The sequence below is a fragment of the Deinococcus grandis genome, assembly GCF_001485435.1.
In the GTDB taxonomy this organism is placed as follows: domain Bacteria; phylum Deinococcota; class Deinococci; order Deinococcales; family Deinococcaceae; genus Deinococcus; species Deinococcus grandis.
In genome coordinates this window covers 2376872-2402007 of sequence record NZ_BCMS01000001.1, presented here as the reverse complement: position 1 = coordinate 2402007, position 25136 = coordinate 2376872, and the positions used below count along the sequence as shown (strand labels likewise).

Below are 25136 nucleotides of genomic sequence, written 5' to 3'. Positions count from 1 at the left end.
CATCCCGCAGTCCCAGCAACCGCCTGCACACCCGAGGCCCACATGACCACCCACGTCCTGCTCGTCGAGGATCACGCCTTCACCCGCGACGGCCTGCGCGCCGCCATCAACCTGGAAAGCGACCTGCGCGTCACCGCCGAGGCCCGCAGCGGCGAGGAAGCCCTTGACGTCCTCGCCCACACCCAGGCCAGCCCGCAGCCCGTGCAGGTCGCCGTGCTCGACATCGGCCTGCCCGGCATGGACGGCATCCAGACTGCCGCCGAGATCGGCCGCCGCTACCCGCAGGTGCGCATGGTCATGCTCACCGCGCACGATCTGCGGGACGAGGTGCTGGCGGCCCTCGCCTCCGGCGCGCACGCCTACTGCCTCAAGAGCGCCGACCCGGACCTCCTGCTGCTCGGCATCCGCGCCGCCGCGTCCGGCAGCGCGTACCTCGACCCGCAGATCGCCCATCACGTGCTGGGCAGCATCCGCACGCCCCACGCCACCTCACCCCTCACCCCCCGTGAGACCGAGGTGCTGCGCCTCATTGCCGACGGGCAGGGTAACCGCGACATCGCCGCCAGCCTGGGCATCAGCGTCAGCACCGTGAAACTCCACGTGCAGGAGATCCTCGTGAAACTCCACGCCGCCGACCGCACCCAGGCCGCCGTCCAGGCACTGAGGCAGGGGCTGCTGTAACGGCAGAGCGGTGGGCTACGAGCCGGGGGAGGGTCCCCCAGAGCTCACAGCCCACCGCTCATACCGACTCCGATTGAATGGCTTGCAAAGTCATTCAATCCGAGCGGATGCGAGGAGGAGAAAAACGGGTTCCGGTCGTGGAGCTGGCAGATCGGTGGTGTTCCGATCTGTCAGCGAAACAAACGGAATCCGTATCAGAGCCTCTTACGCCGGGACGGTCTCTCCGGCGAGGTGCAGCCACGTGCCCAGGACGCTGTCGGGGTTGAGGCTGACGGAGTCGATGCCCTGTTCCATGAGCCACTGGGCGAGGGCGGGGTGGTCGCTGGGGCCCTGGCCGCAGATGCCGACGTACTTCCCGGCGCGTTTGGCGGCCTGGATGGCCTGACTCATGAGGGCCAGGACGGCTTCGTTCTGCTCGTCGAACAGGTCGGCGACGAGGCCGCTGTCGCGGTCCAGCGCCAGGGTCAGCTGCGTGAGGTCGTTGCTGCCGATGCTGAAGCCGTCGAAGTGTTCGAGGAACTGGTCGGCGAGGATGGCGTTGCTGGGGATCTCGCACATCATGATGATCTTGAGACCGTTCTCGCCTCGCTTGAGGCCGTTGCGGCCGAGGATCTCGATGATCTGCGCGGCCTCGCCGACGGTGCGGACGAAGGGGATCATGACCTGCACGTTCGTGAGGCCCATGTCGTCCCGCACGGACTTGATCGCCTCGCATTCCAGTGCGAACGCGGCGGCGAAGTCGCGGGAGCGGTAGCGGCTCGCGCCCCGGAAGCCGATCATGGGGTTTTCCTCGGTGGGTTCGTAGGCGGGTCCGCCGATCAGGTGGGCGTACTCGTTGCTCTTGAAGTCGCTCAGGCGCACGATCACGGGTTTCGGGGCGAACGCGGCGGCGATGCTGGCGACGCCCTCGGCGAGTTTCTCGCGGAAGAAGTCGCGGGGGCTGGCGTACCCGGCCGTTTTCTCGTCGATCTGCGCCCGGACGTCGCCCGGCACGTTCGGGTAGTCCAGCAGTGCGCGGGGGTGGATGCCGATCACGTTCGAGCAGATGAACTCCACGCGGGCCAGCCCGACGCCCTCGTGGGGCAGCGCGGCGAAGGAGAACGCGCGGTCGGGCGAGGCGACGTTCATCATGATCTTCATGCCGACCTCGGGCATGTTGCCCAGCTCGACGCGGTTCACGCGGTACGCGAGGCGGCCCTCGTACACGAAGCCGGTGTCGCCCTCGGCGCAGGACACCGTGACCTCCTGCCCGCTCTGCAGTTCACGGGTGGCGTTCCCGCTGCCGACCACGGCCGGAATGCCGAGTTCGCGGGCGATGATCGCCGCGTGGCAGGTGCGCCCGCCGCGGTTCGTGACGATCGCCGAGGCGCGTTTCATGACGGGTTCCCAGTCCGGGTCGGTCATGTCCGCGACGAGCACGTCGCCGTCCTGCACGCTGTCCATCTGCGAGACGTCCCGCACGACGCGCACGACGCCCGCCCCGATGCGGTTCCCGACCGCGCGACCCTCGACGAGCACGGGGCCCTTCCCGGTCAGTTCGAAGCGTTCCAGGGTCTTCCCGGTGCGGCTCTGCACGGTCTCCGGGCGCGCCTGCAGGATGTAGATCAGGCCGTCGCGGCCGTCCTTGCCCCACTCGATGTCCATGGGGCGGCCGTAGTGGTTCTCGATGGTCACGCACTGCCGCGCGAGTTCGGTCAGGTCCTCGTCGGACAGGCTGAACGCTCGCTGCTGATCCTGCGGGACGTCCACGGTCTGCACGCCGCCCTGCGGGGCGTACTCCATGCGCTTCTGCTTGCTGCCCAGCGTGCGGCGCAGGATCGCCTTGCGCCCGGCGTTCAGGGCGGGTTTGTACACGAAGAACTCGTCGGGGTTCACGGCGCCCTGCACGACCATCTCGCCCAGCCCGTACGAACTGGTCACGAGCACTGCGTCGCGGTAGCCGCTCTCGGTGTCCAGCGTGAACGCCACGCCCGACGCGCCCAGGTCGCTGCGGACCATGCGCTGCACGCCCGCCGACAGGGCCACCTCGCTGTGCGCGAAGCCGTGGTGCACGCGGTAGCTGATGGCGCGGTCGTTGTACAGGCTGGCGAACACCAGCCGCACGTGACGCAGCACGTCGTCGATGCCGCGCACGTTCAGGAACGTCTCCTGCTGCCCGGCGAAACTCGCCTCCGGCAGATCCTCGGCCGTGGCGCTGGACCGCACGGCGACGTCCGGTTCGGTGCCGCCAGACTCGGCGGTCATCGCGGCGTACGCGTCGCGGATCGCCCCTTCCAGCGCGGCGGGGAGGGTGGCGGCCTCGACCTGCGCGCGGATCTCCCGGCCCGCCTGCGCCAGGGCCACCACGTCGTTCACGTCCAGCGCCCGCAGGCGGGCATTGATGCTCTCCTCGATGCCGTTCTCCTGCAGGAACAGCCGGAACGCGTCGGCGGTCGTGGCAAACCCCCCAGGGACCCGCACACCGGCCCCGGCAAGGCCCTGGATGAGTTCACCCAGCGACGCGTTCTTCCCGCCGACGAGCTCCACGTCGGTCATCCTTAGTGTACCCAGCACGCGAATCATATCCATTGGTTTTCACCGTTCCTGCGAGGTTCCAGCAAGCTGGAAATGGGCGAATTAGTGTTGCCTTACGCCCACACCTTACCCGAAGCCACCCCCCACGCCCGTCACCCGCCCGGTCACACCACCCCACCCGTCCAGACAGCCCGAACCCCCACCCGCCACCCCGCCCGCGCATGTCACCCTGACCCCATGCCCCACCCCCGCACCGTCCTGATCGTCAGCGACCACACCGGCCTCACCGCCGAGAACATGGCCCGCGCCCTCCTCGCCCACTTCCCGGGAGAGTCCCTGCGCTACCTGCGCCGCCCCTTCACCGCCGACCCCCAGGCCGCCCGCGCCGTCTGCCGCGAAGTCACCGCCCTGCACGAGCGCGGCGAAGCACCCATCATCTTCACCACCGTCACCCACCCCGACGTCCTGCGCGAACTCCAGACCGCCCCCGCCGAAGTCTTCGACCTCCTCGGCCCCGGCCTCAGCACCCTGGAAACACAGTTCGGCACGCCCGCCGTCCGCCAGATCGGCCGCCACCACGACATGCACGACAGCGAAGCGTACCTGTCGCGCATGGATGCCCTCGACTTCGCCCTCGCCACCGACGACGGCATCGGCGACAAACAGTACGCCCACAGCGACGTCATATTGGTGGGCGTCTCCCGCGCCGGTAAGACCCCCACCAGCCTCTTCCTCGCCCTCCAGCACGGCGTCCGCGCCAGCAACTACCCCCTCGCCGAGGACGACTTCGACCGCACCGGCCTCCCCATCCCCCTCGAAGCCCACCGGCACAAACTCCACGCCCTCACCATCGACCCCCGCCGCCTCCACGCCATCCGCACCCAGCGCAAACCCGGCAGCCGCTACGCCAGCCTCGAACAGTGCGAACACGAAGTCCGCCGCGCCGAACGCCTCTTCCAGCGCGCCGGCCTCCCCGTCCGCGACACCACCAGCGCCAGCGTCGAGGAGATCGCCGCCGCCATCCTCAGCGCCCTGCGCGCCAGCCAGTAACCAGCAAGGGCCAGTCACGTCCCCACAGGCACGACCAGCCCCGACAAGCGGCCGGGGGTTCCGGCTGCGCGCACGGAACCCCCAGAGTCAACACAAGACGCAGGAAGACGCAAAAGAAGACGGAGACAACGAAAACGAAAGCGAAACGAAATCAGGAAGACGCTGGAGAAGACGGACGACTCTGAAACCGCAGACGAAGAAGGTAAGGGTTATCGGACGGTCTTAACGGCCGCAGGCTCGTGGCCAGTGATGCAGCAGTCAGGCGTGTTGTGGGAGTCGGGTGCTGCACTGACCGGGGTGAGCAGGAAAGACACGAGAATCAGGCAACGACCAAGAACACTCTTCATATTCAGCAACCTCCACAGCGGCTTGACTGAATGCAGTCTGCTCGCAGGTCGGTTAATTGACGGATAATCAAAAATGAAGTGTGATCGTGACACTCTCTTTGCCAACTCGCATCAAGAGAATTCCTCGTCCAGGAGGTGTCGCAGCGTCAATCTGGCCTGCTGTGCCAGATGCGGAAGTCCGGCCTGATCGTAGGCAATCGCGGCAGCGTCCCATGCAGGTTCAAAGGTGGGGTTGATCTGGGTTGCTCGCAGGTAAATCTGCGCGGCCTCCTCCGGCTGGGTCGCCTGTTTTTCCTGGCCGATACCCATGATGAGCGTGAGTAACTGGCGCTGAAGCTGGTCGCGCAGGACACTGGCCCACTCGCTGTCGGTATCCGGCAGGAAGGTCCCGGTCTGAGAGGTCACCACCTCATCTGGTTCTTGAACGGAGTGGAGGCTCTGGGCCAGCCGACTCGCATCACACGAGACGTTCAATTTTTCTGACAATCGGTAGTGACCGCCCATGAGTGGGACCGGGTCAGTGCCCACCGGGAGATAGGGCCGCAGGGCCTCCCGGAGCGCATGCAGCCCCTGCTTCAGGTATGACCCCAGTTCACGCCGGGCAGAGCCATCCCACAGCGCCGTGATCAGCTGATCCCGAGTGGCGGGACCATGCATGACCAGAAAGGCAAGCAGCTCCCGGGCCTTCCGGAGTCGGATCTGAACTTCCTCCTCGTTGATGCGGGCCTTCCAGGTTCCCAGCAGGCGCAGATGCAGCACTGGGCGGGCTCGCTGCGACAGTCGACGGGCAGCACCCGCCCCCAGGTTCTGATCCGCACAGGCGCTGTAGAGCGAGGCCAGTCGGTCCGCGTCAATCGCCAGTGCCAGTTCGCCACCGACCTGATTCATCACGTCCAGCAGGTCAGCGGAGGCGTCAGCCAGCTCCTGGCCCTGTGCCCAGCGGCAGTAGGCCAGGAACGCATGGGACCTGAGGCGAAAGCCGTCCATCAGGGCCACCCCGCTGATGACCTTCTCGAATTCGCGCTGCGCCGTGGTCAGGTCCTCCATCTCGAAGGCCATCAGGCCAAGGTAGAACGCGCGGGTCACATGATCGAATTCCTGGGTGGGGCGTAGGGCCTCAATCTGCCGCTCAAAGCCACTCCAGTCCATCTGGCCCATCCGCCACAAGCATTCGGCACGGAAGGCCCGTGCGGGCGCTTCCAGACGGTCGCTTCCGTGTCTCTGCTGCACGGCGAGCATCTGATCGAAGTGCTCCAGCGCAGCGTCGAACCGTTCGCTCAACAGCAGCATCTCGCCCGTGACCAGATGAGCGGCGGCCAGACGGGGTCCGTTGAGATGGGAGGCATGCCGGAAAACTTCGTCAATCATGTTGAACGCTTCGTCGGGACGGCCCTCGAAGAACGTCCGGTACGCCAGATCCAGCCGCAGCGACAGGCCCTCGCTGAAAATGCCCAGCAGATCGAAGAGGCGTAGCGCCTCGCGCGCGTAGCGGTCCTGACCCTCAAAATCGTCCAGGGCGGCGCAAACCCCCTGGGCAAAGTAGAGGGCTCGAGCCCGGGAGCGGATCTCCGAGACTGGAATTTCGGCCAGGACACGGGCAATCACGTCTCGACCTTCGACAGGTCGGCCAAGTTCGACCAGTGCGCGCCCCTGCGAGCAGCTCAGCCACCAGCGAGTGAAGTCGTCCGGACTGGCGGCAAGTCCCCGCAGCGCGAAATCCAGTCGATTGGCCGGACCGTTCCGGGTGGCTGCCAGGATGCTGAACCCGAGAAAGATCCGTGCGTCCGGTTGTGGACGATCAACCGCTCGGAGCAGCCGCAGTTCCCCCGCGTCCGTCTCGCTCGTTTCCAGCAGCGCGATGGCCAGCTGGCCGTCCTGCTTGGGAGTTAAGGTCCGGCCACGCAGCAGGCGGACGATCTGGGCGAAATTCCCTTCGCGTTCCAGCTGGTCGATGCGGGTGGCGAGTGGGTCGCGTCTGGGTGTGGTGGGGGTGGTGGCGGGGGTGTCGAGCTGCACGTTGACGTACCAGTCGCCGTTTCTGGCCTGGGTGACGCGGCCGCCCTGGACGCGTCCGGTGGTGAGGAGGTGGCGCTGGTAGTTGCCGAGTCGGGTGGGGATGGTGCAGCGGCCCTGGAGGGTCCAGAGGGTGACGTGGCCGGTGCCGGGGTTGATGCGGAGGCTGCGGGCGTCGAGCCAGTAGCTTTCGCCTTTCAGGCCGCCTCTGGTGTTGTGGCGGGCGTCCTGCGCGGCCTGCGCGGCGGCGCGGCGGGTGGCGTGGGGGAGGGCGGGGGCGTCGGGGTGGGCGCTGAGGAGGTCGTCGGTGGGGGTGTCGGGCTGGCGGCGGGCCTGCACGAGGAGGCTGTTCATCAGGCGGCTGACATGGGCGCGCGTGTCGCTCAGGGCGCTGGCCTGTTCGGGCGTGGGTTGCAGCGTGAGTCGCACGGGCCTCTCCTGTGGGGGGTTTCGAACGGGGGGTTGAGGGGGGATCTGCGTGCAGGTATAGCAGGTTGCGGGGCCTGGGAACTGTGGGCTCTGCGGGATATGGGGTGGGCGCTGTTGGCCGGGTCCGTTCAGGCCCGAACGCTTCCCCGTGGGGTGCTGCGGTGCGCGCGGACGACGGGACGCCGGAGGCTCTGGTGGGAGCCTCCGGCGGTGGGGGTGGGTGCAGGTCAGCGGTGGGCGCGGTAGCGGCGGATCAGGGCGTTGGTGCTGCTGTCGTGGTGCAGCTCCGGCTCGGCGGGGGCGTGCAGTTCGGGGACGATCTTCCCGGCGAGGACCTTGCCGAGTTCCACGCCCCACTGGTCGAAGGAGTTGATGTTCCACACGGCGCCCTGCACGAAGACCTTGTGCTCGTACAGCGCGATCAGCGCGCCCAGCGTGTGGGGCGTGAGGCGGTCGGCGAGGATGGTGTTGGTGGGGCGGTTCCCGTCGAACACGCGGTGCGGGGCGAGGTCCGCTGGGACGCCCTCGTCCAGTACCTGATCCAGGGTCTTGCCGAAGGCGAGCGCCTCGGTCTGCGCGAACACGTTGGCCATCAGGAGGTCGTGGTGGGGGGCGCCGCCTTCCAGGGGCAGGGGGTTGAGGGTCTGGCAGAAGCCGATGAAGTCGCAGGGGATGAGTTTGGTGCCCTGGTGGATCAACTGGTAGAAGGCGTGCTGGCCGTTCGTGCCGGGCTGCCCCCAGATGACCGGGCCGGTCTGGTAATCCACAGTCTGGCCGTCCAGGGTGATGTGCTTGCCGTTGCTCTCCATGTCGAGCTGTTGCAGGTACGCGGGGAAGTACGCGAGGTACTGGTCGTACGGCAGCACGGCGTGGCTCTGCGCGCCGAAGAAGTTGTTGTACCAGATGCCCAGCAGGCCCAGCAGGACGGGCAGGTTCCCCTCCAGCGGGGCGGTGCGGAAGTGCTCGTCCATGGCGTGGAAGCCCGCGAGCAGCTCGCGGAACCCGTCCGGGCCGACGGCGAGCATCAGGCTCAGGCCGATGGCGCTGTCCATGGAGTAGCGGCCGCCCACCCAGTCCCAGAAGCCGAACATGTTGGCAGTGTCGATCCCGAACTTCTGCACGGCCTCGGCGTTGGTGGACACGGCCACGAAGTGCCGCGCGACGGCCGACTCGTCGCCCAGCGCCGCGAGGAGCCACGTGCGGGCGCTGCGGGCGTTCGCCATGGTCTCCTGCGTGGTGAAGGTCTTGCTCGACACGATGACCAGCGTCTCGGCCGGGTCGAGGTCACGGGTCTTCTCGGTCAGGTCGGTGCCGTCCACGTTCGACACGAAGCGCAGCGTCAGGTCCCGCTGCGCGTAGTGCTTCAGGGCCTCGTAGGCCATGACGGGGCCCAGGTCGCTGCCGCCGATGCCGATGTTCACGATGTTCTTCAGGGGTTTGCCGGTGTGGCCCAGCCACGTCCCGGCGCGCACCTGATCCGCGAAGGCCGCCATGCGGCCCAGCACCTCGTGCACGTCGGGGACGACGTCATGGCCGTCCACCAGGACGGTCGCGCCTGCCGGGGCGCGCAGCGCGGTGTGCAGCACGGCGCGGCCCTCGGTGACGTTGATCTTCTCGCCCGCGAACATGGCGTCGCGCTTGGCGGTCACGCCGGTCTCCCGCGCGAGGTCCAGCAGCAGGGTCAGGGTCTCGTCGGTCACGCGGTTCTTGCTGTAGTCGAGGTACAGGCCCGCGCCCTCGGCGGTCAGGCGTTCGCCGCGCGCGGCGTCCTGCGCGAACAGGTCCCGCAGGTGGGTGCCCTCCAGGGCGCGGTGGTGGTCGAGCAGGGCGCTCCAGGCGGCCGTTTGCGTGATGGTCATGCGCGTCTCCCTTCGGCCGGCGCCCGTGCGTGGGTCGCCAGCCTGTCCGCCCGCGAGGATACTCCGGCCCCGGCCTCCTGGGCGGCGGGGTGTGTAGGGAGGCGATCTTCAGGTGCCACTCATGTGGCTGGCGGGCTGCCGCCTCTCCAGTCCGGTGCGTTCCGGACGGTCTGCACGCCGGGACGACCGAGGTGGCCCGTCAGCTTCCGTCAGAGAATTGTGTGAGTTGCATGACTAGTCTGGGCGCATGACCAGGAAGGTGAGGGACATGGACGCGACATGGGGCCGCTGGGGCACCCCCTACCTGGAGGAACAGAAGGAACCGGAGGCGCCCGCCGTGGTGAGCAGCGCCGCCGACCTGAAACCCCTGTCGCCCGAGGCGATCCGCCGCGCCATCCACGCCGAGGAGCAGCGGCAGGTGTTCGCCCTGCTGGGCCGCCTGCGCCGCAGCCGCCTGGGCTGACGCGCCCGCCAGGCCCCCCTCTTTACAATCGCGTTCCGCACGCCGCCCCGCGCACCTCTGGTGTCAGGGGCGGCGTTCCGTTTGACAGGCCGGCGGCCCTTCCCATCCGGGGGCGCGGCGCGCTTGAATGCAGGCGTCAACTGCGTTCATTCCGGGCCTCCCTCTGAACCACGGATGCCCTCCCGCCTGCTTTCCCGGAGGTTTCCCACCGTGTCCCAGCTTCCTACTGTCAGTTCTCTGCACGACCGTGACGTGGTGATCGTCGCGGCCGTCCGCACGCCCATCGGCGCGATCCGGGGCGCCCTGTCCACCATCCGGCCCGACGATCTCGCCGCGCACGCCATCCGTGAGGCGGTCGCGCGCAGCGGCGTGCCCGCCGACCAGATCGAGGAGGTGATCCTGGGCTGCGCGAACCAAGCGGGCGAGGACAACCGCAACGTGGCCCGCATGGCCGCCCTGCTCGCGGGCCTGCCCGACAGCGTGGCGGGCCTGACCGTGAACCGCCTGTGCGCTTCTGGCCTGTCGGCCATCAACACGGCGGCCCGCGCCATCCGCAACGGCGACGGGGAGGTGTACGTGGCGGGCGGCGTGGAGAGCATGACCCGCGCGCCTCTCGTGATGCCCAAGGGTGCGCAGGCCTTCGCGAACGGGAACGTCACCGCGTATGACACCACGCTGGGCTGGCGCTTCCCGAACCCCGCGATGGAGGCGCTGTTCCCGCTGGAGGCGATGGGGGAGACCGCCGAGAACATCGTGGGGCGCTCCCGCGAGGGCGCCTACGCTGGCGGCGAGATCACCCGCGAGGACCAGGACGCCTTCGCGCTCGACAGTCAGCGCAAGACGATGGACGCCCTGAACGCCGGACGCTTCAAAGACGAGATCGTGCCCGTGCAGGTCAAGGGCCGCAAGGGTGTCACCGTGTTCGACACCGATGAGCATCCCCGCGTGACCCGCGCGGCTGACGGCTTCACCCTCGCGACCGACGAGGCGACCCTGGCGGGCCTGAAACCCGCCTTCCGCAAGGGGGGCAGCGTGACCGCCGGGAATGCCAGCGGCCTGAACGACGGCGCGGCCGCGCTGGTCCTGATGAGCGCCGCGAAGGCCCGCGAACTGGGCGTCACGCCGCTGGCCCGCTGGGTGGGCGCGGCGGCGGCGGGCGTCGAGGCCCGCGTGATGGGCCTGGGCCCGATTCCCGCCACCCGCAAGCTGCTCTCTCGCACCGGCCTGAGCGTGCAGGACCTGGACCTGATCGAACTGAACGAGGCCTTCGCCGCGCAGGCGCTGGCCTGCATCCGCGAACTGGACCTGCCGCAGGAGCGCGTGAACGTGAACGGCGGCGCGATCGCGCTGGGCCACCCGCTGGGCATGAGCGGCGCGCGGCTGATCGTGGCGCTGACCCACGAACTGGCGCGCCGCGAGGGCCGTTACGGACTGGCGACGCTGTGCGTGGGCGTCGGGCAGGGCGAGGCCGCCATCATTGAGCGGGTGGAGGCATGACCGCGACGGCAATCCCGATGGGCCTGAAGCACGTGCCGGTCATTACCGCGCCGGAAGCCGCTGCGCTCGTGAAATCCGGCCAGACGCTGCTGGTGGGCGGCTTCGGCATGACCGGGAATCCGGTGCATCTGGTGCACGCGCTGGCCGAGACGGACGTGCGTGACCTGACGTACGTGGCGAACAACGTGGGCGAGGCGGGCCTGAGTGGCGGGCGCCTGCTGCGGAACGGTCAGCTGAGGAAGGCCATCGGGTCGTTCTTCACGAGCAACCGCGAGGCGGTGGCCGCCGCTCAGGAGGGGCGTCTGGAGGTGCAGCTCATCCCTCAAGGGTCGCTGGCCGAGGCGCTCCGGGCCGGGGGGGCAGGCATCGGGGGCTTCTACACGCCCACCGCTGCCGGGACCGTCATCGCCGGGGACGCGGACGTGCGCGTCCTGAACGGCCGGGAGATGATCTTCGTGCCCGCCCTGCGCGGTGACGTGGCCTTCGTGCGGGCGTGGCGGGCGGATGAGGCCGGGAACCTCCAGTACCGTCTGACGGAGCAGAACTTCAACCGCGCCATGGCCACTGCCGCCGACCTCGTCGTGGCGGAGGTCGAGGAGATCGTCCCGGTGGGCACCATTCCCCCGGAGCAGGTACACACGCCGGGGCTGTACGTGGACTACCTCGTGCAGGCGACCCTGACCGCCGAGGCACTCGGCAGCAGCGCCGACGTCAGGGGCAGCAGCAAGAAGGTGGACGAGGCGCGCATGCACATGGCCCGCCGCGCCCTGGCGGAACTGCGGCGCGGGGACGTGGTGAACCTCGGTATCGGGATTCCCACGCTGGTCGCGGACCTGATCACGCCCGAGCACGGCGTGAACCTGCACACCGAGAACGGCATGCTGGGCGTCGGCCCCGCGCCCGAGCAGGGCGGCGCGCTGGACTACCCGGTGAACGCCGGAAAGATCCCGGTCACGGCCCTGCCCGGCGCGAGCTACTTCGACAGCGCCGACAGTTTCGGCATGATCCGGGGCGGGCACGTGGACGTCGCGGTCATGGGCGGCCTGCAGGTGGACGCCCAGGCGAATCTGGCGAACTGGGCGGTGCCCGGCAAGCCGCTGCTGGGCGTGGGCGGCGCGATGGACCTCGCCAGCGGCGCGCGGCGACTGATCGTCCTGATGACCCACACCGATCCGGACGGCACGCCCAAGGTCGTCCCCGAGTGCACGCTGCCGCTGACCTCGCGCGGCGCGGTGAGCATGATCATCACCGACCGGGCCGTCTTCGAGTTCCGGGAGGGGACGCTCACCCTGACCGAACTGATGCCCGGCGCCACCCTGGACGAGGTGCGCGCGGGCACGGGTGCGGCGTTCACGGAAGCGCTGTAACCCGAACGGCAGCGGGCCGCCCTGATCCTGTGGGCGGCCCGCTACCGTTCGGGTCAGTCTTTCAGTTCGCCCCGGGCGGTGCTCTCGGGGGCCAGCGCGCCGTACATCAGCAGGCTGAAGCGGTCCTGCCAGTCGCGCAGCACCTCGCGCTGGTCGCGGTGCCCGCCGTGCAGCAGCGCCAGGATGAATGCGTCCACGAGCAGCACGCTCAGCATCTGCACGTTCGCCTCGGGGCGCAGGCGGCCCTGGGCCTGCATGGCCAGCAGCACCGGCTGCACCAGGGCTGCCAGGGTCAGCGCGGTGCGCAGCCCGTCGCCCGGGGCGCGCTCGGGGGCGCCGGGCCGCCCGGTCTCGGGGGGGGCGCCCAGCACCGCCTGTCCCACCGCGCCCACCAGGTGCCGGTAGCGCACGCCCAGGTCGGCCATGCGGGACGTGACCTTGTCCCACACCTGCTGCGGGTTCGCGCCGGCGTGCAGGCGTTCCAGGGCGTCGTCGCGGCTGGCCTGCACGGCCTTCTCGAAGTGCGCCAGCAGCATGTGCACCTTGCTGGGGAAGTAGCGGTACAGGTTCGTGCGGCTCACATAGGCCGCCTGCGCGATGTCCTGCGCGCTGATGGCATCCAGGCCGCTGCGGGCGAACAGCTCGAAGGCGGCGCGGGCAATCCGTTCGCGCCGCGCGTCATCCTGTTCCTGCCGGTCTACCTTCACGCCCCCATGCTAGCGCGCGCGGCTCACGCGGGGCAGCCCCCGCCACCTTCATGCAGTTGGGGGGAGCGCTCTACCCCGGAGCATACCGCGAAACAAGGGGGGGCCGCTGTGAACTGCTCGCATGACAGGCTCATGACCTTGCGACTAGAGTGAATCACCGGAGCCCGACCCACTCCTCCGGGAAAAGGAAGAGGTGAAAGCCGTGCACATCTACAAGCTGTCTGGCCGTAACGTTGAAGTCACCGATGCCATGCGTGATTACGTCGAGGAGAAACTCACGCGCCTGGATCGTTTCAATGACCAGATCACCGATGCACGCGTGACCCTGACCGTCCGCGACGTCCGCGACGCCGACCGGCGCAACCGCGTCGAGGTGCAGCTCAATGTCCCCAGCGGCATCATCCGCGCCGAGGAACACCACTCGGACATGTACGCCGCGATCGACCGGGCCAGCGATGTCCTGGAACGCCAGCTGCGCAAGTTCAAGACCCGGTACCTCAAGCACCGCCACGATGCCACGCCCCAGCCCGAGCCCGGCCCCGCCGAGGCCGACGTGAACGCCGGGGTGGACGACGTGACCGAGTTCGCGCCGGAGATCGTGCGGCAGAAGCGCTTCGACCTGCGCCCCATGAGCCCCGAAGACGCCGTGGCGCAGATGGAGGCGCTGGGGCACGACTTCTACGTGTTCATGAACATGCGCACGAACGCCTGCGGGGTCGTGTACCGCCGCAAGGACGGCCACTACGGCCTGATCGAACCCAGCTGACCTGACGCCGGGACGGGCGGGAGCCTCCGGGAACGGGGCGCTCCCGCCCGCCGCTGCTGCCTGTGCCGGTGAGGCGGGCAGCCTGTCCCGGTCTGATCACCGCCTGATCTGGTACGCTGCGGCGTTGTGATCGCCCACGTGATCAATCCCGGAACCAGCGGCGTGAAACTCGCCTGCGCCCAGATCGAGCCCAGCGAGAACCCCGCCCTGCCGGGACAGCTGCGCCTGACGCTGACGCGCGCCGAACTGTCGCTGGACGCCCCCCCCACCGCCGGGGACCTGCCCGACCTCACCGGGCAGGTGCTGGCCCTGACTGCCGACTGGCCCGCGCCGGACGCCGTGGTGGGGCGCGGCGGGTTCATCGGGCGGGTCACGACCGGCACGTACCGCGTGACCGAGGAACTCGCGGCGTTCGCGCTGGCCTGCGACGCCGGGCAGGACCCCCCGAACCTGGGCGGCCCGCTGGCGCTGGCCGTGGCGAAGGCGCGCGGCGTGCCCGCCTTCATCGTGGACCCGCAGAGTGCGGACGAACTGCTGCCCGAGGCGCGCCCCACGGGCCTGCGGGGCGTGAACCGCCGCGCGGAATTCCACGCGCTGAACGCCCGCGCCGTCGCCCGCCGCGCCGCGTACGAGGTCGGCAAGCGCTTCCAGGACGCCCGCGTGGTCGTCGCGCACCTGGGCGCCACGACCAGTGTCACCGCCTTCGAGGCCGGACGCGCCATCGACACCACGGGCAGCGGCGCCAACGGCGGCCCGATGGGCGCGCGCCAGAGCGGCCCCGTCCCCGCGCGGGACCTGCTGCGCCTGCACGCGCAGCTGGGCGAGCAGACCCTGCATCACCTCGCCGCCGAGAGCGGCTTCCTGGCCCTGACCGGCAGCGCGAACCTGCGCGAACTGGAGGGCCGCAGCCTGGGCGACCCGGACGTCAGCATCGTCGCCGCCGCGTTCGTGCATCAGGCCGCCAAGGCCATCGGCGAGCAGACCGGCGCGCTCAGCGCCCGCCCGGACGCCATCGTCCTGACCGGCGGCATCGCCCGCTGGGACGAACTGATCGACCGGATCGAGCGGCGCGTCGCGTGGATCGCCCCGGTGTTCGTGATTCCCGGCGAACTGGAACTCGAGGCGCTGGCCGAGGGCGCCGGGCGCGTCCTGCTGGGCCAGGAGGCGCTGCGCGAGTGGACGCCGCCCGCCGGGCCGGGGTGCTGACGTGGCCCGCCGCCGCACCCCCCAGCGCGCCCCGGACCCCATCCGCGCGACCAGCATGTGGCGCGTGGACCAGGTATTCCTGGCCCGGCGCGGCCCGCGCATCGAGGTGACCTGCTCGCTGGTGAACGACCAGGGCGGCCTGCGCAACCTGTCCGTCACGGCGCCCACCGAGGACCCGGTGCAGGCCGTGCGGCACGCCGCGCGTTTCATCGCCGGGAAGGGCAACGTGAGCGGCGCGCGGCAGGCGCGGCTGCGCTGGACGCGCGAGCAGGCCACCACCGAGCAGGACGCCCTGATCCGCGACCGCCTGCTGGAAGACGAGTTCCTCGACGAGTTCGAGGAGACCCTGGCCGCCGTACGCGACCAGCAGCGCTGACCGGCCCTGCCTGTTCACCCGCCCAGCGTTCTGCCGCCAGCGTCCATTTGCCCCGCCTGCCCCCTGCTACACTCCCCGGCGATGACTGATCGCCCCCGTCCGCTGCGCATCCTGGGAATCGACACGTCCTGCGACGACACGGGCGTCGGGATCGTGGAACTCGAAGAGGGCCGCGTGACGGTCCTGGCGAACCGCGTGTGGTCGCAGGCGGTGCACGCGCAGTACGGGGGCGTCATGCCGGAACTCGCCAGCCGCGAGCACGTCGAGCGGATCGACCAGATCATGGGAGACGCCCTGCACGAGGCGGGCCTGAGCGTCACCGACATCGGCGCGGTCGCCGCGACCTCCGGGCCCGGACTGGTGGGCGCGCTGCTGGTGGGCCTGATGTACGGCAAGGGCCTCGCGCAGGCGCTGAACGTGCCCTTCCACGCCGCGCACCACCTGGAGGGCCACATCTTTGCGGCGGCCAGCGAGGCCGAGCTGCGCGCCCCGTTCCTCGCGCTGGTCGTCAGCGGCGGGCACACCCACCTGTTCGACGTGCCCCGGGGCGGCGAGTACGTGCTGGTCGGCGCGACCCGTGACGACGCGGCGGGTGAGGCCTTCGACAAGGTCGCCCGCCTCGCCGGGCTGGGCTACCCCGGCGGCCCGGCCATCAGCGAGGCCGCCACGCGCGGCGACCCGAATGCCGTGCCGTTCAAGGAACCCCTGAAGGGCCAGAGCGGCTTCGACTTCAGCTTCAGCGGCCTGAAGACGGCGGCGCTCCTCGCGCACCGGGCGGGCGCCACCCCGGAGAACCTCGCGGCGAGCTTTCAGCGGGCCGCCGTGCAGACCCTCGTGAACACCACCGTCCGCGCCGCGCAGGCCACCGGGCGCCGCACGGTCGTCGTGTCCGGCGGTGTGGCCGCCAACCGCGCCCTGCGCGACGCGTTCGCCGCCACCGGCCTGCACGTCGTGTTCCCCGGCAAGGGCCTGAACACCGACAACGGCGCCATGATCGCCCTCGCCGGAGCTGCCGCCATCCAGGCCGGACGCCCCGCCAGTGCCCTGGACGGCGGCGCGACCGCGTACGCGCCCCTGGCGAACGCCTGAAGAGGGGAGTGGGTTGTAGGGAGTAGGAAGTGGGAAAAGAGAGGGGCGGCCTCAGCGGGCCGCCTCTGCTCTGTTCCTACATCCCACAACCCACTGCCTACAACCCCGCGTCAGGCGCTCTTGGCTTTCTGAGCGTCGCGGGCTTCCTGGGCCAGCTGGCGGCGCAGGATCTTCATGGCGGCCGTCTTGGGGAGTTCCGCGCGGAATTCGACGCTGCGGGGGACCTTGTAGGGGCTGAGGAGTTCACGGCAGTGCGCGATGATCTCCGCGTCCGTGGCGGTCGCGCCGGGCTTCAGCGCGACGACCGCGTGCACGCTCTCGCCGCGGTAGGTGTCGGGCACGCCGACGGCGGCGGCTTCCAGCACGGCCGGGTGGCTCATCAGGGCCTCCTCGACCTCGCGGGGGTAGATGTTGTACCCGCCCGCGATGATCAGGTCCTTCTTGCGGTCCACGATCCGGAAGTAGCCGCGCTCGTCCATGGTGGCCATGTCGCCGGTCATGAGCCACGTGCGGCCGTGGGCCTGCACGAGGGTCTTGGCGGTCTCGTCGGGGCGCTGCCAGTAGCCCTTCATGATCTGCGGCCCGGCCACCCACAGCTCGCCGACCTCGCCCTGCGCGACGCTCTGGCCGTCGTCCCCGGCGACGATGGCGTCCACGCCGGGCACGGGCAGGCCGATGCTGCCCTCCTGCTGCTCGCCGTAGATGGGGTTGACGTGCGTGATGGGGCTGGCCTCGGTCAGGCCGTACCCCTCGACGAGGTTCGCGCCGTTCGTGATCTCCCGGAATTTCCGGGCGGTCTCGAGCAGCAGGGGCGCGCTGCCGCTGATGCACGCGCGGATGCTGGTCAGGTCGAATTTGGGCGTATCCGGGTGGTTGTTGATCGCGTTGTACAGCGTGGGCACGGCCGGGAAGAGGGTCGCGCGGGTCTGCTGCACGGCCTTGAGGGTCATGTTCAGGTCGCGGGGGTTGGGAATCAGGACGATGGTCGCGCCGATCAGCACGCTGAGGTTCATGGCGACCGTCATGCCGTACACGTGGAAGAACGGAATGGCGGCCAGCGTGACCTCCTGGCCCTCGCGCAGGTCGGTCATCCAGGAGCGCGCCTGCTCGCAGTTGGCGACCAGGTTCCCGTGCGTGAGCATGGCGCCCTTGGGCACGCCGGTGGTGCCGCCGGTGTACTGCAGCAGCGCCACGTCGTCCGGGCTGACCGTCACGGGTTGCGGGGTGGGGGTCTGCGACGCGATGACCTTGGGCATGGACAGCACCCGCTCGCCGAACGGGACGTTCACCCAGGTGCCTTCCCGTTTGGCCTTCACGGGGTACAGCAGGTTCTTGGGGAAGCTCAGGGCGTCCTGCACGCCGGTCACGAGCACGCGCCTGACGTTCACGCGGCCCTGGATCTCGGCGTAGCGGGGGTAGAAGCTGTCGAAGATGACCAGCGTCTCGCTGCCGCTGTCCTGCAGCTGGTGCTCGAGTTCGCTGGGCGTGTACATCGGGCTGGTGTTCACGGCGACCGCGCCCGCGAGCAGCGTGCCGTAGAAGGCCACCACGAACTGCGGGGTGTTCGGCAGCATGATGGACACGCGGTCGCCGGGTTGCACGCCCATCTTCTGCAGGGCGGACGCGAAGCGCTGCACCTGCTGCCACAGGTCGCGGTAGCTGGTGGTGGCGCCCACGAAGCTCAGGGCCACGCGGTCCGGGTACTTCTGTGCGGTGCGTTCGAGCAGCTGCGGGAGGGTCAGGCCGCTGGGGCGGAAGGTGCGGGGCACGCCAGCTTCGTAGTGGGCGAGCCAGGGCTGGGGGAGGGCAGGTTGCGTCATGTCACTCCTCGGGGTGGGGGGTGGGTGCCCTGGGGGCGGCTCCCGGTCTCCGCGCGGCACGTGGGCGGGAGGGGCGGGTGATCTCGGCCGATCGGGTGGCCTTCTTGGGCCGGGTCTGAAATTAAACCAAGTATAAACATTGGCGCGGTGTCTTCAAGGGTGACCACCCGGCCCGCCTGACGGGTGGACCGCCCCGCCACGCGCGCGGGGCGCCGTCCAGCAGCCCTCCGGAGGACTGCCGCCCACCGGCTGTGCCCGCCAGGGGAACAACACCTCCCGCCGGGCATGAAGGCCCCCTCACCCACCCCGCACCCGGCCCCACCGCCCCGCCCGCCACGCTGAACCCATGAGCGACGACCGGCCCACCCCCCGCCTCCCGGACCTCGACCACGCCCCCTACCTGCGCGCGGCCCTCGACCTCGCCCGGGAGGGACAGGCGGCCGGCAGTTCCCCCGTCGGGGCCGTGCTCGTGAACCACGAGGGCCGGATCATCGCGCGGGGCCGCAACCGCGTCGGCGAAGCCCAGACCCCGGAGCACGTCGGGGACGCCAGCGTCGCCCACGCCGAGATGGACCTGTACTTCCAGGTCGGCAAGCTGGAAGACCCCCACACCCTGACGCTGTACACCAGCCTGGAACCCTGCCTGATGTGCGGCGGCGCCAGCGCCCTGCTGGGCATCGGCCGGGTCGTGTGGGCCACCGACGACGCCTGGGGCGGCTCCGGGCGCCTGATCCGCTGGACCGACCACCCCGCCATGCAGGACACCGTGGTCGTCCCCACCCCCCACCCCGAACTGGAACGCGAGGGCGCGCTGCTGTTCGCCCCTGAAGCGAAACGCGCCTTTCCCGACGAGGGCTGGCAGCTGTGGCGCACCCGCTACCCCCAGGAGACCCAGGCCGCCGACCGGACCGACACGCCGTAACCCGCCCGACCACCCGCCCGGCAGGCCCCCGCCGCACAGAGCCGCACAGAGGGGTGCGGTCCACCGGCCTCACCCACGCGGCGGGTCACGGCACCCGGAGCCCGTCCAGGCATCACAATAGGCCAATGACTGTCCTCGTCGTCGGCAGCGTCAACGCGGACCTCACCGTCCGGACCCCCCGCATTCCCGCCCCGGGTGAAACCGTCCTGGGCGGGGATGCCGTCACCTCCCCCGGCGGGAAGGGCGCCAACCAGGCCGTCGCCGCCGCGCGGGCCGGCGCCGACGTGGCCCTGACCGGCGCGGTCGGCCAGGACGCCTTCCGGGACGTCGCCCTGCGCGGCCTGAACGCGGCCGGCGTGAATCTGGACGGCCTGCACACCCTGGACGCCCCCACCGGACTGGCGCTGATCACCGTGTCCGCGCACGGCGAGAACGCCATCACGGTCGCCAGCGGCGCCAACGCGCACCTGACCCCCACCCACCTGCCCGCGCGGCTGGACGGCGTCACGCACCTCCTGCTGCAACAGGAACTCCCGCCCGAGGTGACCCTGCACGCCGCCCGGGCCGCCCACGCCGCCGGGATTCCCGTCCTGCTGAACGCCGCCCCCACCCGCGACCTGCCCGCCGACCTGCTGCGCTGCGTCACGCACCTGATCGTGAACGAACACGAACTCGCCGCGCTGCGCGCCGAGGGCACCAACCTCGAACGGCAGGCCCACAGCGTCCTCGAACGCGGCCTGCAGGCCGTGACCGTCACGCTGGGCGCGCAGGGCAGCGTCACCGTCACCCCCGGCGGCACCCACCGCCTGCCCGCCCACCCCGTGCAGCCCGTGGACACCACGGGCGCCGGGGACACCTTCTGCGGCGTGCTCGCCGCGCGACTCGCGCAGGGCGACCCGCTGTCCGGCGCGCTGCGGGCCGCCGGGATCGCCGCTGCGCTGGCCTGCACCCGCCCCGGCGCGCAGGACGCCATGCCGGACTGGGCAGAGGTGCAGGCCATCCTCACCCCCGCCTGACCGCAGCGCCGCAGGGTGAGGAGCCGGGCCCAGCCAGCGCCTCACGGCGTCCGCCCACGGCTGGGCAATCGGCCTGATTGACCCCGGCCCGATTGACCCTGGCCCTGGCTGCCGGGGTGGGCTACGCTCGGCGCATGCGCTACCGCACCTTCACCGAACACGATTACGACGCCCTCCAGGCCCTCGATCTGGACGTGCAGCGCGCCCACACCCCCACCTTCGACACGCTGGCCGAACGGGAACGCGCCGGGCGGCTCCACACCAGCCTCCCGGCCCTGAAATTCTACGAACGCAGCGAACACTCCTTCGTGGCCGAGGAGGACGGCACCCTGCACGGCTTCATCTTCGCGCAGTCGGTCTGGCAGGGCGACCGGCCCATCGTGCTCGTCCGCACCCTCAGCGTCCACCCCGACGCGCCCACCGGGGTCAGCGAGGCGCTGCTGCACGCCACCGTGAAAAGCGCCTACGACACCGCCGTGTACGAGGTCCACTACCCCGTCACGCCCGAACTGCGCGCCGCCGCCGCCGCCGAGAGCGCCGTCCTGACCGGCGCGTACGCCGTCACGCACCTGGGCACCCGCGCGCAGACCGCGCCCGGCGAACGACTGGCCGACCAGAACCCACTGGGCGAAACGGACTGACCGGGCCACTGAGCAGACTGGGTGACTGCACTGACCCGGTGGCCGCACTGACCCTGTGGCTGCACTGACCCGGTGACTGGGTACCCCGCCCGCCCGGGGCGCATAATGACAGGCATGACCAACACCGCCACCCGCGTGCTGCTGGGCGTGCGCGGCATGAGCCGCGACGCCGGAACCACCGTCGCCCAGGCCCTGAGCGCCATGCCCGGCGTCGTGAAAGCCACCCCCGACGAGGGCCAGCTGGAAGTCCACTACGACCCCTCGCAACTGACCGTCATGGACATCGTGCGCGCCATCCGCCGACAGGGTTTCCTGGCCGGCATGATCTGAACGTGGCCCTGGGGTACGTGGGCGTCCTGACCATCCGCGTCGAGATGCCCTGGGTCGCCAGTCTGAAAGAGAAACGCGCCCTGGTGCGCCCCGTCGTCGAGCGGCTCAAGGTCCGCTTCCCCCTGACCGTCGCCCGCCTGGACGGCCTGGACGCCCACGACTGGGAGGTCATCGGCGTCGCCACCCTCAGCAACGACTACGGCTGGGTGGAGGAGACCCTGCGCATGGCCGCCGACTACATCGCCAAGGAAGGCCCGTACCGCGTGACCAGCGAGCAGATCGAGATCACCCCACTGGGCTCCGACGAGGACGAGTAGTACGGGATTCAAGTGATTCCACATCATTCGGAGTCGCCCGGTGGCCCCCTCACCCTTCCGTCGCTTCGCGCCTCCCTCCCTCTCTGCTGAGCAGCTCTATGAGTCCCACAGGGGGAGAGGGGAAAACGGAACGTGTTCAAGTTGGAGGCAAGTCAATTTCATCCCGTATAACCCGCTCCACGGGGGGAACAGGGCAGCGCGCCGGATCTGGGAACTCCCGATCCGGCGCGCTGCTCTGTACCCGTGTGACTTCAGCTGCCCGGTTACTTCAGCTGTCCGAAGCCCGCGGGCGGCGTCAGCAGGCGCCAGTTCAGGACGTTGTCCCCGCTGAACTCCTCGACGCTGCTCGTCAGGCAGTTGTACCGGACGTTCGCCTTGCGCATGATCGGCCACACGACGGCCGCCGCGCGCCCCGCCACGTCCCGGCGCGGAATGGCGCCCATGATGCGCGAGTCCTCACTGCCGGTCGCGGTGCGGTTGTCCCCCATCACGAAGTACTGCCCGTCAGGCACCGTGAACTCCTGCCGGTCCGGCACGACGTTCACGGTCCCGCCCGCGATGCTCGCGGACGTGATGTTGTTCGCTACCTCGCTCTGCGTGTCCCAGCAGCCCTGCTCCTGCCAGTAGGCGGTCGTCCAGGTCGAATCCAGCGGCTGGCCGTTCACGCTGACCTCACCCGCCGTGATGCTGACCCGGTCGCCCGGCAGGCCGATCAGGCGCTTGATCAGGAACGGCCGGTAGGTGTACAGCCCGAACGCGCTCTTGTTCAGGTTGTCGATCTTCGCGCTGGCCTCGCGGGGCGGCTTGAAGATCAGGATGTCGCCGCGCTTGAAGTCCCCGACGCCCGCCTTGTGCAGCCACGTCTCGTACTTCGGCACGAACACACGCTCACCGTTGCGGAGGTTCGGCATCATGCTCACGCCGTCCACGCCCACGAGCGTCGCCACGAACTGCGTGATCACCACCGCGAACACGATGGGTTCCAGGATCTCCTTCCACAGTTTCTGCAGCGCGGTCTGCTTGGGCTTGATCGGGGCGGGCGTCTGGGGGACTGTCATGCACCGCGCAGAATACCGGATGCCGGGCCGCTGCGGTCAGCCGGGCAGGGTCAGCAGTCGCGGCAGCTGCGCCTGCGCGGCCTCCACGCCCGCCTGGATGGCGGCGTCCGCCCGGTTGAAGTTCAGCAGGTCCACGTCCCGCAGCGTGGGGCGCAGCAGCACGTCCGGACGGTACAGGCCCACCCGGGCGTCGGTCAGCTGCGCCTGCATGATCTCCACCGCGCGGCGCAGGGTCTGCACCGTCCCCAGGTGCGGCTGCGTCCCGCCCGCACCGGCGTCGCGCCGCCACAGCCGCCCGCGCCGCTCGGTCAGGGTCAGCGGGACGGGCGCCGTGACGTCCACCGCCAGCACCCGCCGCGCCCCCAGGAACAGCGCGGCGTCCACCGGCACCTGATTCAGGATCCCCCCGTCGGACAGCAGCAGGTCCCCCTGCGCGACCGGTTCCACCGCGCCCGGGTACGCGGTCGTGGCGCGCAGCGCGTCGTGCAGGTTCCCGCGCGACAGGTACACGGCGCGGCCCGAACGCAGGTCCGTGGCCGTCACCGCCAGCGGCAGGCGCAACTCCTCGAACGTGGCGGGCAGGTGATCGGCCAGCCACGCGCTCACCACGCCCGGGCGGACCAGCCCGGGACCGGGCCGCAGGTCCAGCAGGCGCCGCCAGGACACGCCGCGCGACAGGCGCTCCATCTCGTCGGCGCTGTACCCGGCGGCGATGAACGCCCCGACCAGCCCGCCCATGCTCGTCCCGGCCAGCACGCCGGGCGTCAACCCGTGTTCCTCCAGCACGCGCCACACCCCGACGTGCGCCAGCCCGCGCGCGCCGCCACCTCCCAGGACCAGTCCGTACGTCATTCTGGAAGGCACTCTACGACTCTTCTGCACCCGGTTCAGTCGGTGGGGGTGGCGCGCGCTACCCGCAGCGGCGGCCGGTGGGGTAGGTTGTGGGAGATGCCTCTTGCAGGACAGGTCGTGGGAAACGGCGTCCGGCTGGTCCGACCGGTCGGACGCGGCTCGCACAGCCTGGTGTACTTCGCGGTCGCCCGCGACGGCCAGCCCTGCGCCGTGAAGATATTCCCCGCGCACCTGGGCGGCTACGCCGAACGCGAATACGACCACGCGCACGACCTGCACCACCCCCGGCTGGTCCGCGTGATCGAACGGACCGTCGTGGACGACCAGCCGGCCCTGGTCAGCACCCTGGCGCGCGGCGAGGTGCTGTTCCGCCGCTACGCGCAGCGGCCCGCCGTGCAGCAGGAACGCCGCGCCTTCCTGCTGACCCTCGTGCACCTGCTCGACGCGCTGGGCTACCTGCACGAGCGCGGACTCGTGCACCGCGACATCAAACCCGAGAACATCATCGTCGAGGAGGACGGCAGCGCGAAACTGGTGGACTTCGACCTGTCCGGCCCCGCCTTCGAGACCTTCGACGCGCCGCTGCGCATGGGCACCGCCGCCTTCCAGAGCCCCGAAGCGGCGCGCGGCGAACCACTGGGCCCCGAGAGCGACCTGTACGGCGTGGGCGTCCTGCTCGGCTGGGGCATCCACGGCTCGCTGCCCGACCCGGACGACCCGCACCCGCACACCCTGGACCCGCTGCAACCCCTGTACCTGGGCCTGACCCGACCCGACCGCGCCGAGCGGTCCAACGACGCCGCGCGCGTCCGCGCCGAACTGCTGCGGCTGGCGGGCCTGCCGTACTGACCACGCCGGACCCGCCGGGATCGCGCCCCCAGGCACGGTTCCCGCCCACCCCGCCCGCTAGCCTGCCGGGATGCCCCGCCCCGCCCCCACGTTCACGGCGCCCGCCACCCTGCCGGAGGTCACGCGCCGCCTGACCGGCCAGTACCTCCCGGACGGGGAACTGCCCTTCCCCCGCACCCGCCCGGCGGACCTGCTGAGCAGCCTGATCCGCACCATCCTGGGCCAGCAGAACACCCGCGCCGCCGCCGACCGGCAGTACCGCGCGCTGCGCGAGGCCTACCCGCAGTGGGAGGCCGCGCTGCTGGACGGCCCGGACGGCATCGAGGACACCCTGCGCGGCGCCGGCGGCGGCCTGCACCGCAGCAAGGCCGCCAGCGTGCACGGCATCCTGACCGCCCTGGCCGGACCGGACGAGAACGGCCCCCTCACCCTGGAGCACCTGAGCGGCCTGACCGACGAGGCGGCCCGCGCGACCCTGGAAGCCCTGCCCGGCGTGGGCCGCCACACCGCCGCACTCATGCTCCTGTTCGACCTGCACCGTCCCGCCATGCCCGTCGAGGGGAACCTGGACCGGCTGGCCCGGCGACTGGAATGGGTCCCGGACGCCTGGACGGGCGCGCGGGTCGAACGCTGGTTCGACGCCGCCGTGCCCCGCACCACCCCGGACCGCCTGCGCCTGCACGTCGCGGGCGTCCGGCACGGGCGCGAGGTGTGCCTCAGCCGCCACCCGCGCTGCGACGCCTGCGTGCTGGCCGACCTGTGTCCCTCGGCCGCGCTGCTCGGACCGGGCTGAGAGACCCGGCAGCGCAGACAGCGCCAAGCCGACCGCGCCGGACCTCCCTACACTCGGCGGCGTGCAGCTCCTCCTGATCCGCCACGCGCAGTCGGCGAACAACCTCCTGTACCAGCAGACCGGCGCGAAGGCCGGACGCCACCCCGACCCGCCCCTGACCCCGCTGGGGCACCG

Annotated in this window: 23 protein-coding genes and 1 pseudogene; 17 read left to right on the top strand and 7 right to left on the bottom strand. The window is 70.5% G+C overall.

The genetic code is table 11. From position 1 onward, the window contains the following. The first annotated feature begins 42 nt into the window (after positions 1-42). Complete coding sequence (locus DEIGR_RS11705) at positions 43-681, top strand: response regulator (protein WP_058977462.1); 639 nt, start codon at positions 43-45, stop codon at positions 679-681. Between the two features lie 204 nt (positions 682-885). On the opposite strand, the gene ppsA is transcribed toward DEIGR_RS11705, so the two are convergent. Then, positions 886-3249, bottom strand: a complete 2364-nt coding sequence (gene ppsA / locus DEIGR_RS11700) for a phosphoenolpyruvate synthase (RefSeq protein ID WP_058977460.1) — start codon at positions 3247-3249, stop codon at positions 886-888. 183 nt (positions 3250-3432) lie between these two features. Between ppsA and DEIGR_RS11695 the strand changes: the two genes are divergently transcribed. Continuing rightward, positions 3433-4245: a pyruvate, water dikinase regulatory protein gene (locus tag DEIGR_RS11695; protein ID WP_058977458.1), complete on the top strand. Its 813-nt coding sequence runs from the start codon at positions 3433-3435 to the stop codon at positions 4243-4245. 458 nt (positions 4246-4703) lie between these two features. On the opposite strand, the gene DEIGR_RS11690 is transcribed toward DEIGR_RS11695, so the two are convergent. Further along, positions 4704-7034: a hypothetical protein gene (locus DEIGR_RS11690; protein ID WP_058977456.1), complete on the bottom strand. Its 2331-nt coding sequence runs from the start codon at positions 7032-7034 to the stop codon at positions 4704-4706. Between the two features lie 227 nt (positions 7035-7261). After that, positions 7262-8893 carry a glucose-6-phosphate isomerase gene (pgi, locus tag DEIGR_RS11685; protein WP_058977455.1) on the bottom strand — a complete coding sequence of 544 codons (1632 nt, stop codon included), beginning with the start codon at positions 8891-8893 and terminating at the stop codon, positions 7262-7264. A gap of 247 nt (positions 8894-9140) precedes the next feature. Between pgi and DEIGR_RS11680 the strand changes: the two genes are divergently transcribed. The 3 genes from DEIGR_RS11680 (at position 9141) to DEIGR_RS19685 (ending at position 12220) form a co-directional block, all read left to right on the top strand. Beyond that, entirely contained in the window at positions 9141-9356 is a 216-nt protein-coding gene (locus DEIGR_RS11680; RefSeq protein WP_046844412.1) for a hypothetical protein, read from the top strand. Positions 9357-9566: 210 nt separating this feature from the next. Continuing rightward, positions 9567-10853: a thiolase family protein gene (locus DEIGR_RS11675; protein ID WP_305791240.1), complete on the top strand. Its 1287-nt coding sequence runs from the start codon at positions 9567-9569 to the stop codon at positions 10851-10853. Continuing rightward, a complete protein-coding gene (locus tag DEIGR_RS19685) occupies positions 10850-12220 on the top strand; it encodes a 3-oxoacid CoA-transferase (RefSeq protein WP_153013722.1) in 1371 nt (456 codons plus the stop codon). The genes DEIGR_RS11675 and DEIGR_RS19685 overlap by 4 nt, the downstream gene beginning before the upstream one ends. 53 nt (positions 12221-12273) lie before the next feature. Here DEIGR_RS19685 and DEIGR_RS11660 read toward each other — a convergent pair whose 3' ends face one another. Beyond that, positions 12274-12927 (bottom strand): TetR/AcrR family transcriptional regulator, encoded by a 654-nt coding sequence (locus DEIGR_RS11660; RefSeq protein ID WP_058977450.1) that lies wholly within the window; start codon positions 12925-12927, stop codon positions 12274-12276. Between the two features lie 202 nt (positions 12928-13129). Between DEIGR_RS11660 and hpf the strand changes: the two genes are divergently transcribed. From hpf to tsaD, 4 genes are all read left to right on the top strand, one after another. Continuing rightward, positions 13130-13693 carry a ribosome hibernation-promoting factor, HPF/YfiA family gene (hpf, locus tag DEIGR_RS11655; RefSeq protein WP_058978683.1) on the top strand — a complete coding sequence of 188 codons (564 nt, stop codon included), beginning with the start codon at positions 13130-13132 and terminating at the stop codon, positions 13691-13693. Between the two features lie 126 nt (positions 13694-13819). Next, positions 13820-14899, top strand: a complete 1080-nt coding sequence (locus DEIGR_RS11650) for a butyrate kinase (protein ID WP_058977448.1) — start codon at positions 13820-13822, stop codon at positions 14897-14899. A gap of 55 nt (positions 14900-14954) precedes the next feature. Then, on the top strand, positions 14955-15275 hold the full coding sequence (locus DEIGR_RS11645) for a hypothetical protein (protein WP_110832430.1): 321 nt from the start codon (positions 14955-14957) through the stop codon (positions 15273-15275). Between the two features lie 81 nt (positions 15276-15356). Continuing rightward, the gene (gene tsaD / locus DEIGR_RS11640; RefSeq protein ID WP_058977444.1) at positions 15357-16364 is read left to right on the top strand and encodes a tRNA (adenosine(37)-N6)-threonylcarbamoyltransferase complex transferase subunit TsaD; all 1008 of its coding nucleotides are present in this window, start codon (positions 15357-15359) and stop codon (positions 16362-16364) included. Between the two features lie 110 nt (positions 16365-16474). On the opposite strand, the gene DEIGR_RS11635 is transcribed toward tsaD, so the two are convergent. Continuing rightward, a complete protein-coding gene (locus tag DEIGR_RS11635; protein WP_058977443.1) occupies positions 16475-18184 on the bottom strand; it encodes a long-chain-fatty-acid--CoA ligase in 1710 nt (569 codons plus the stop codon). A 346-nt stretch (positions 18185-18530) separates the two neighbouring features. On the opposite strand from DEIGR_RS11635, the gene DEIGR_RS11630 reads away from it, so the two are divergent. The 5 genes from DEIGR_RS11630 to DEIGR_RS11610 all read left to right on the top strand — a co-directional run bounded on the left by DEIGR_RS11630 (position 18531) and on the right by DEIGR_RS11610 (position 21410). Then, complete coding sequence (locus DEIGR_RS11630; RefSeq protein WP_058977441.1) at positions 18531-19106, top strand: nucleoside deaminase; 576 nt, start codon at positions 18531-18533, stop codon at positions 19104-19106. A 125-nt stretch (positions 19107-19231) separates the two neighbouring features. Continuing rightward, positions 19232-20122 (top strand): ribokinase, encoded by an 891-nt coding sequence (locus DEIGR_RS11625; protein WP_058977433.1) that lies wholly within the window; start codon positions 19232-19234, stop codon positions 20120-20122. A gap of 134 nt (positions 20123-20256) precedes the next feature. Next, complete coding sequence (locus DEIGR_RS11620) at positions 20257-20763, top strand: DUF1999 domain-containing protein (RefSeq protein ID WP_058977431.1); 507 nt, start codon at positions 20257-20259, stop codon at positions 20761-20763. A gap of 105 nt (positions 20764-20868) precedes the next feature. After that, the gene (locus DEIGR_RS11615) at positions 20869-21093 is read left to right on the top strand and encodes a heavy-metal-associated domain-containing protein (protein WP_058977429.1); all 225 of its coding nucleotides are present in this window, start codon (positions 20869-20871) and stop codon (positions 21091-21093) included. 2 nt (positions 21094-21095) lie between these two features. Further along, positions 21096-21410, top strand: coding sequence for a DUF503 domain-containing protein (locus tag DEIGR_RS11610; RefSeq protein WP_058977428.1), 315 nt, complete (start codon positions 21096-21098; stop codon positions 21408-21410). A 263-nt stretch (positions 21411-21673) separates the two neighbouring features. Here the strand turns inward: DEIGR_RS11610 and lepB are convergent, their stop codons facing one another. Both lepB and DEIGR_RS11600 read right to left on the bottom strand, forming a co-directional pair. Then, complete coding sequence (gene lepB, locus DEIGR_RS11605; protein ID WP_058977426.1) at positions 21674-22468, bottom strand: signal peptidase I; 795 nt, start codon at positions 22466-22468, stop codon at positions 21674-21676. Positions 22469-22504: 36 nt separating this feature from the next. After that, the gene (locus DEIGR_RS11600) at positions 22505-23320 is read right to left on the bottom strand and encodes a patatin-like phospholipase family protein (RefSeq protein ID WP_058977423.1); all 816 of its coding nucleotides are present in this window, start codon (positions 23318-23320) and stop codon (positions 22505-22507) included. 96 nt (positions 23321-23416) lie between these two features. Between DEIGR_RS11600 and DEIGR_RS11595 the strand changes: the two genes are divergently transcribed. From DEIGR_RS11595 to DEIGR_RS21610, 3 genes and pseudogenes are all read left to right on the top strand, one after another. Further along, complete coding sequence (locus DEIGR_RS11595) at positions 23417-24169, top strand: serine/threonine-protein kinase (RefSeq protein WP_058977421.1); 753 nt, start codon at positions 23417-23419, stop codon at positions 24167-24169. Positions 24170-24239: 70 nt separating this feature from the next. Next, positions 24240-24962 (top strand): endonuclease III domain-containing protein, encoded by a 723-nt coding sequence (locus tag DEIGR_RS11590; protein ID WP_058977419.1) that lies wholly within the window; start codon positions 24240-24242, stop codon positions 24960-24962. A 61-nt stretch (positions 24963-25023) separates the two neighbouring features. After that, positions 25024-25110: pseudogene (locus tag DEIGR_RS21610) on the top strand (histidine phosphatase family protein); the annotation flags it as partial. Between the last annotated feature and the right edge of the window lie 26 nt (positions 25111-25136).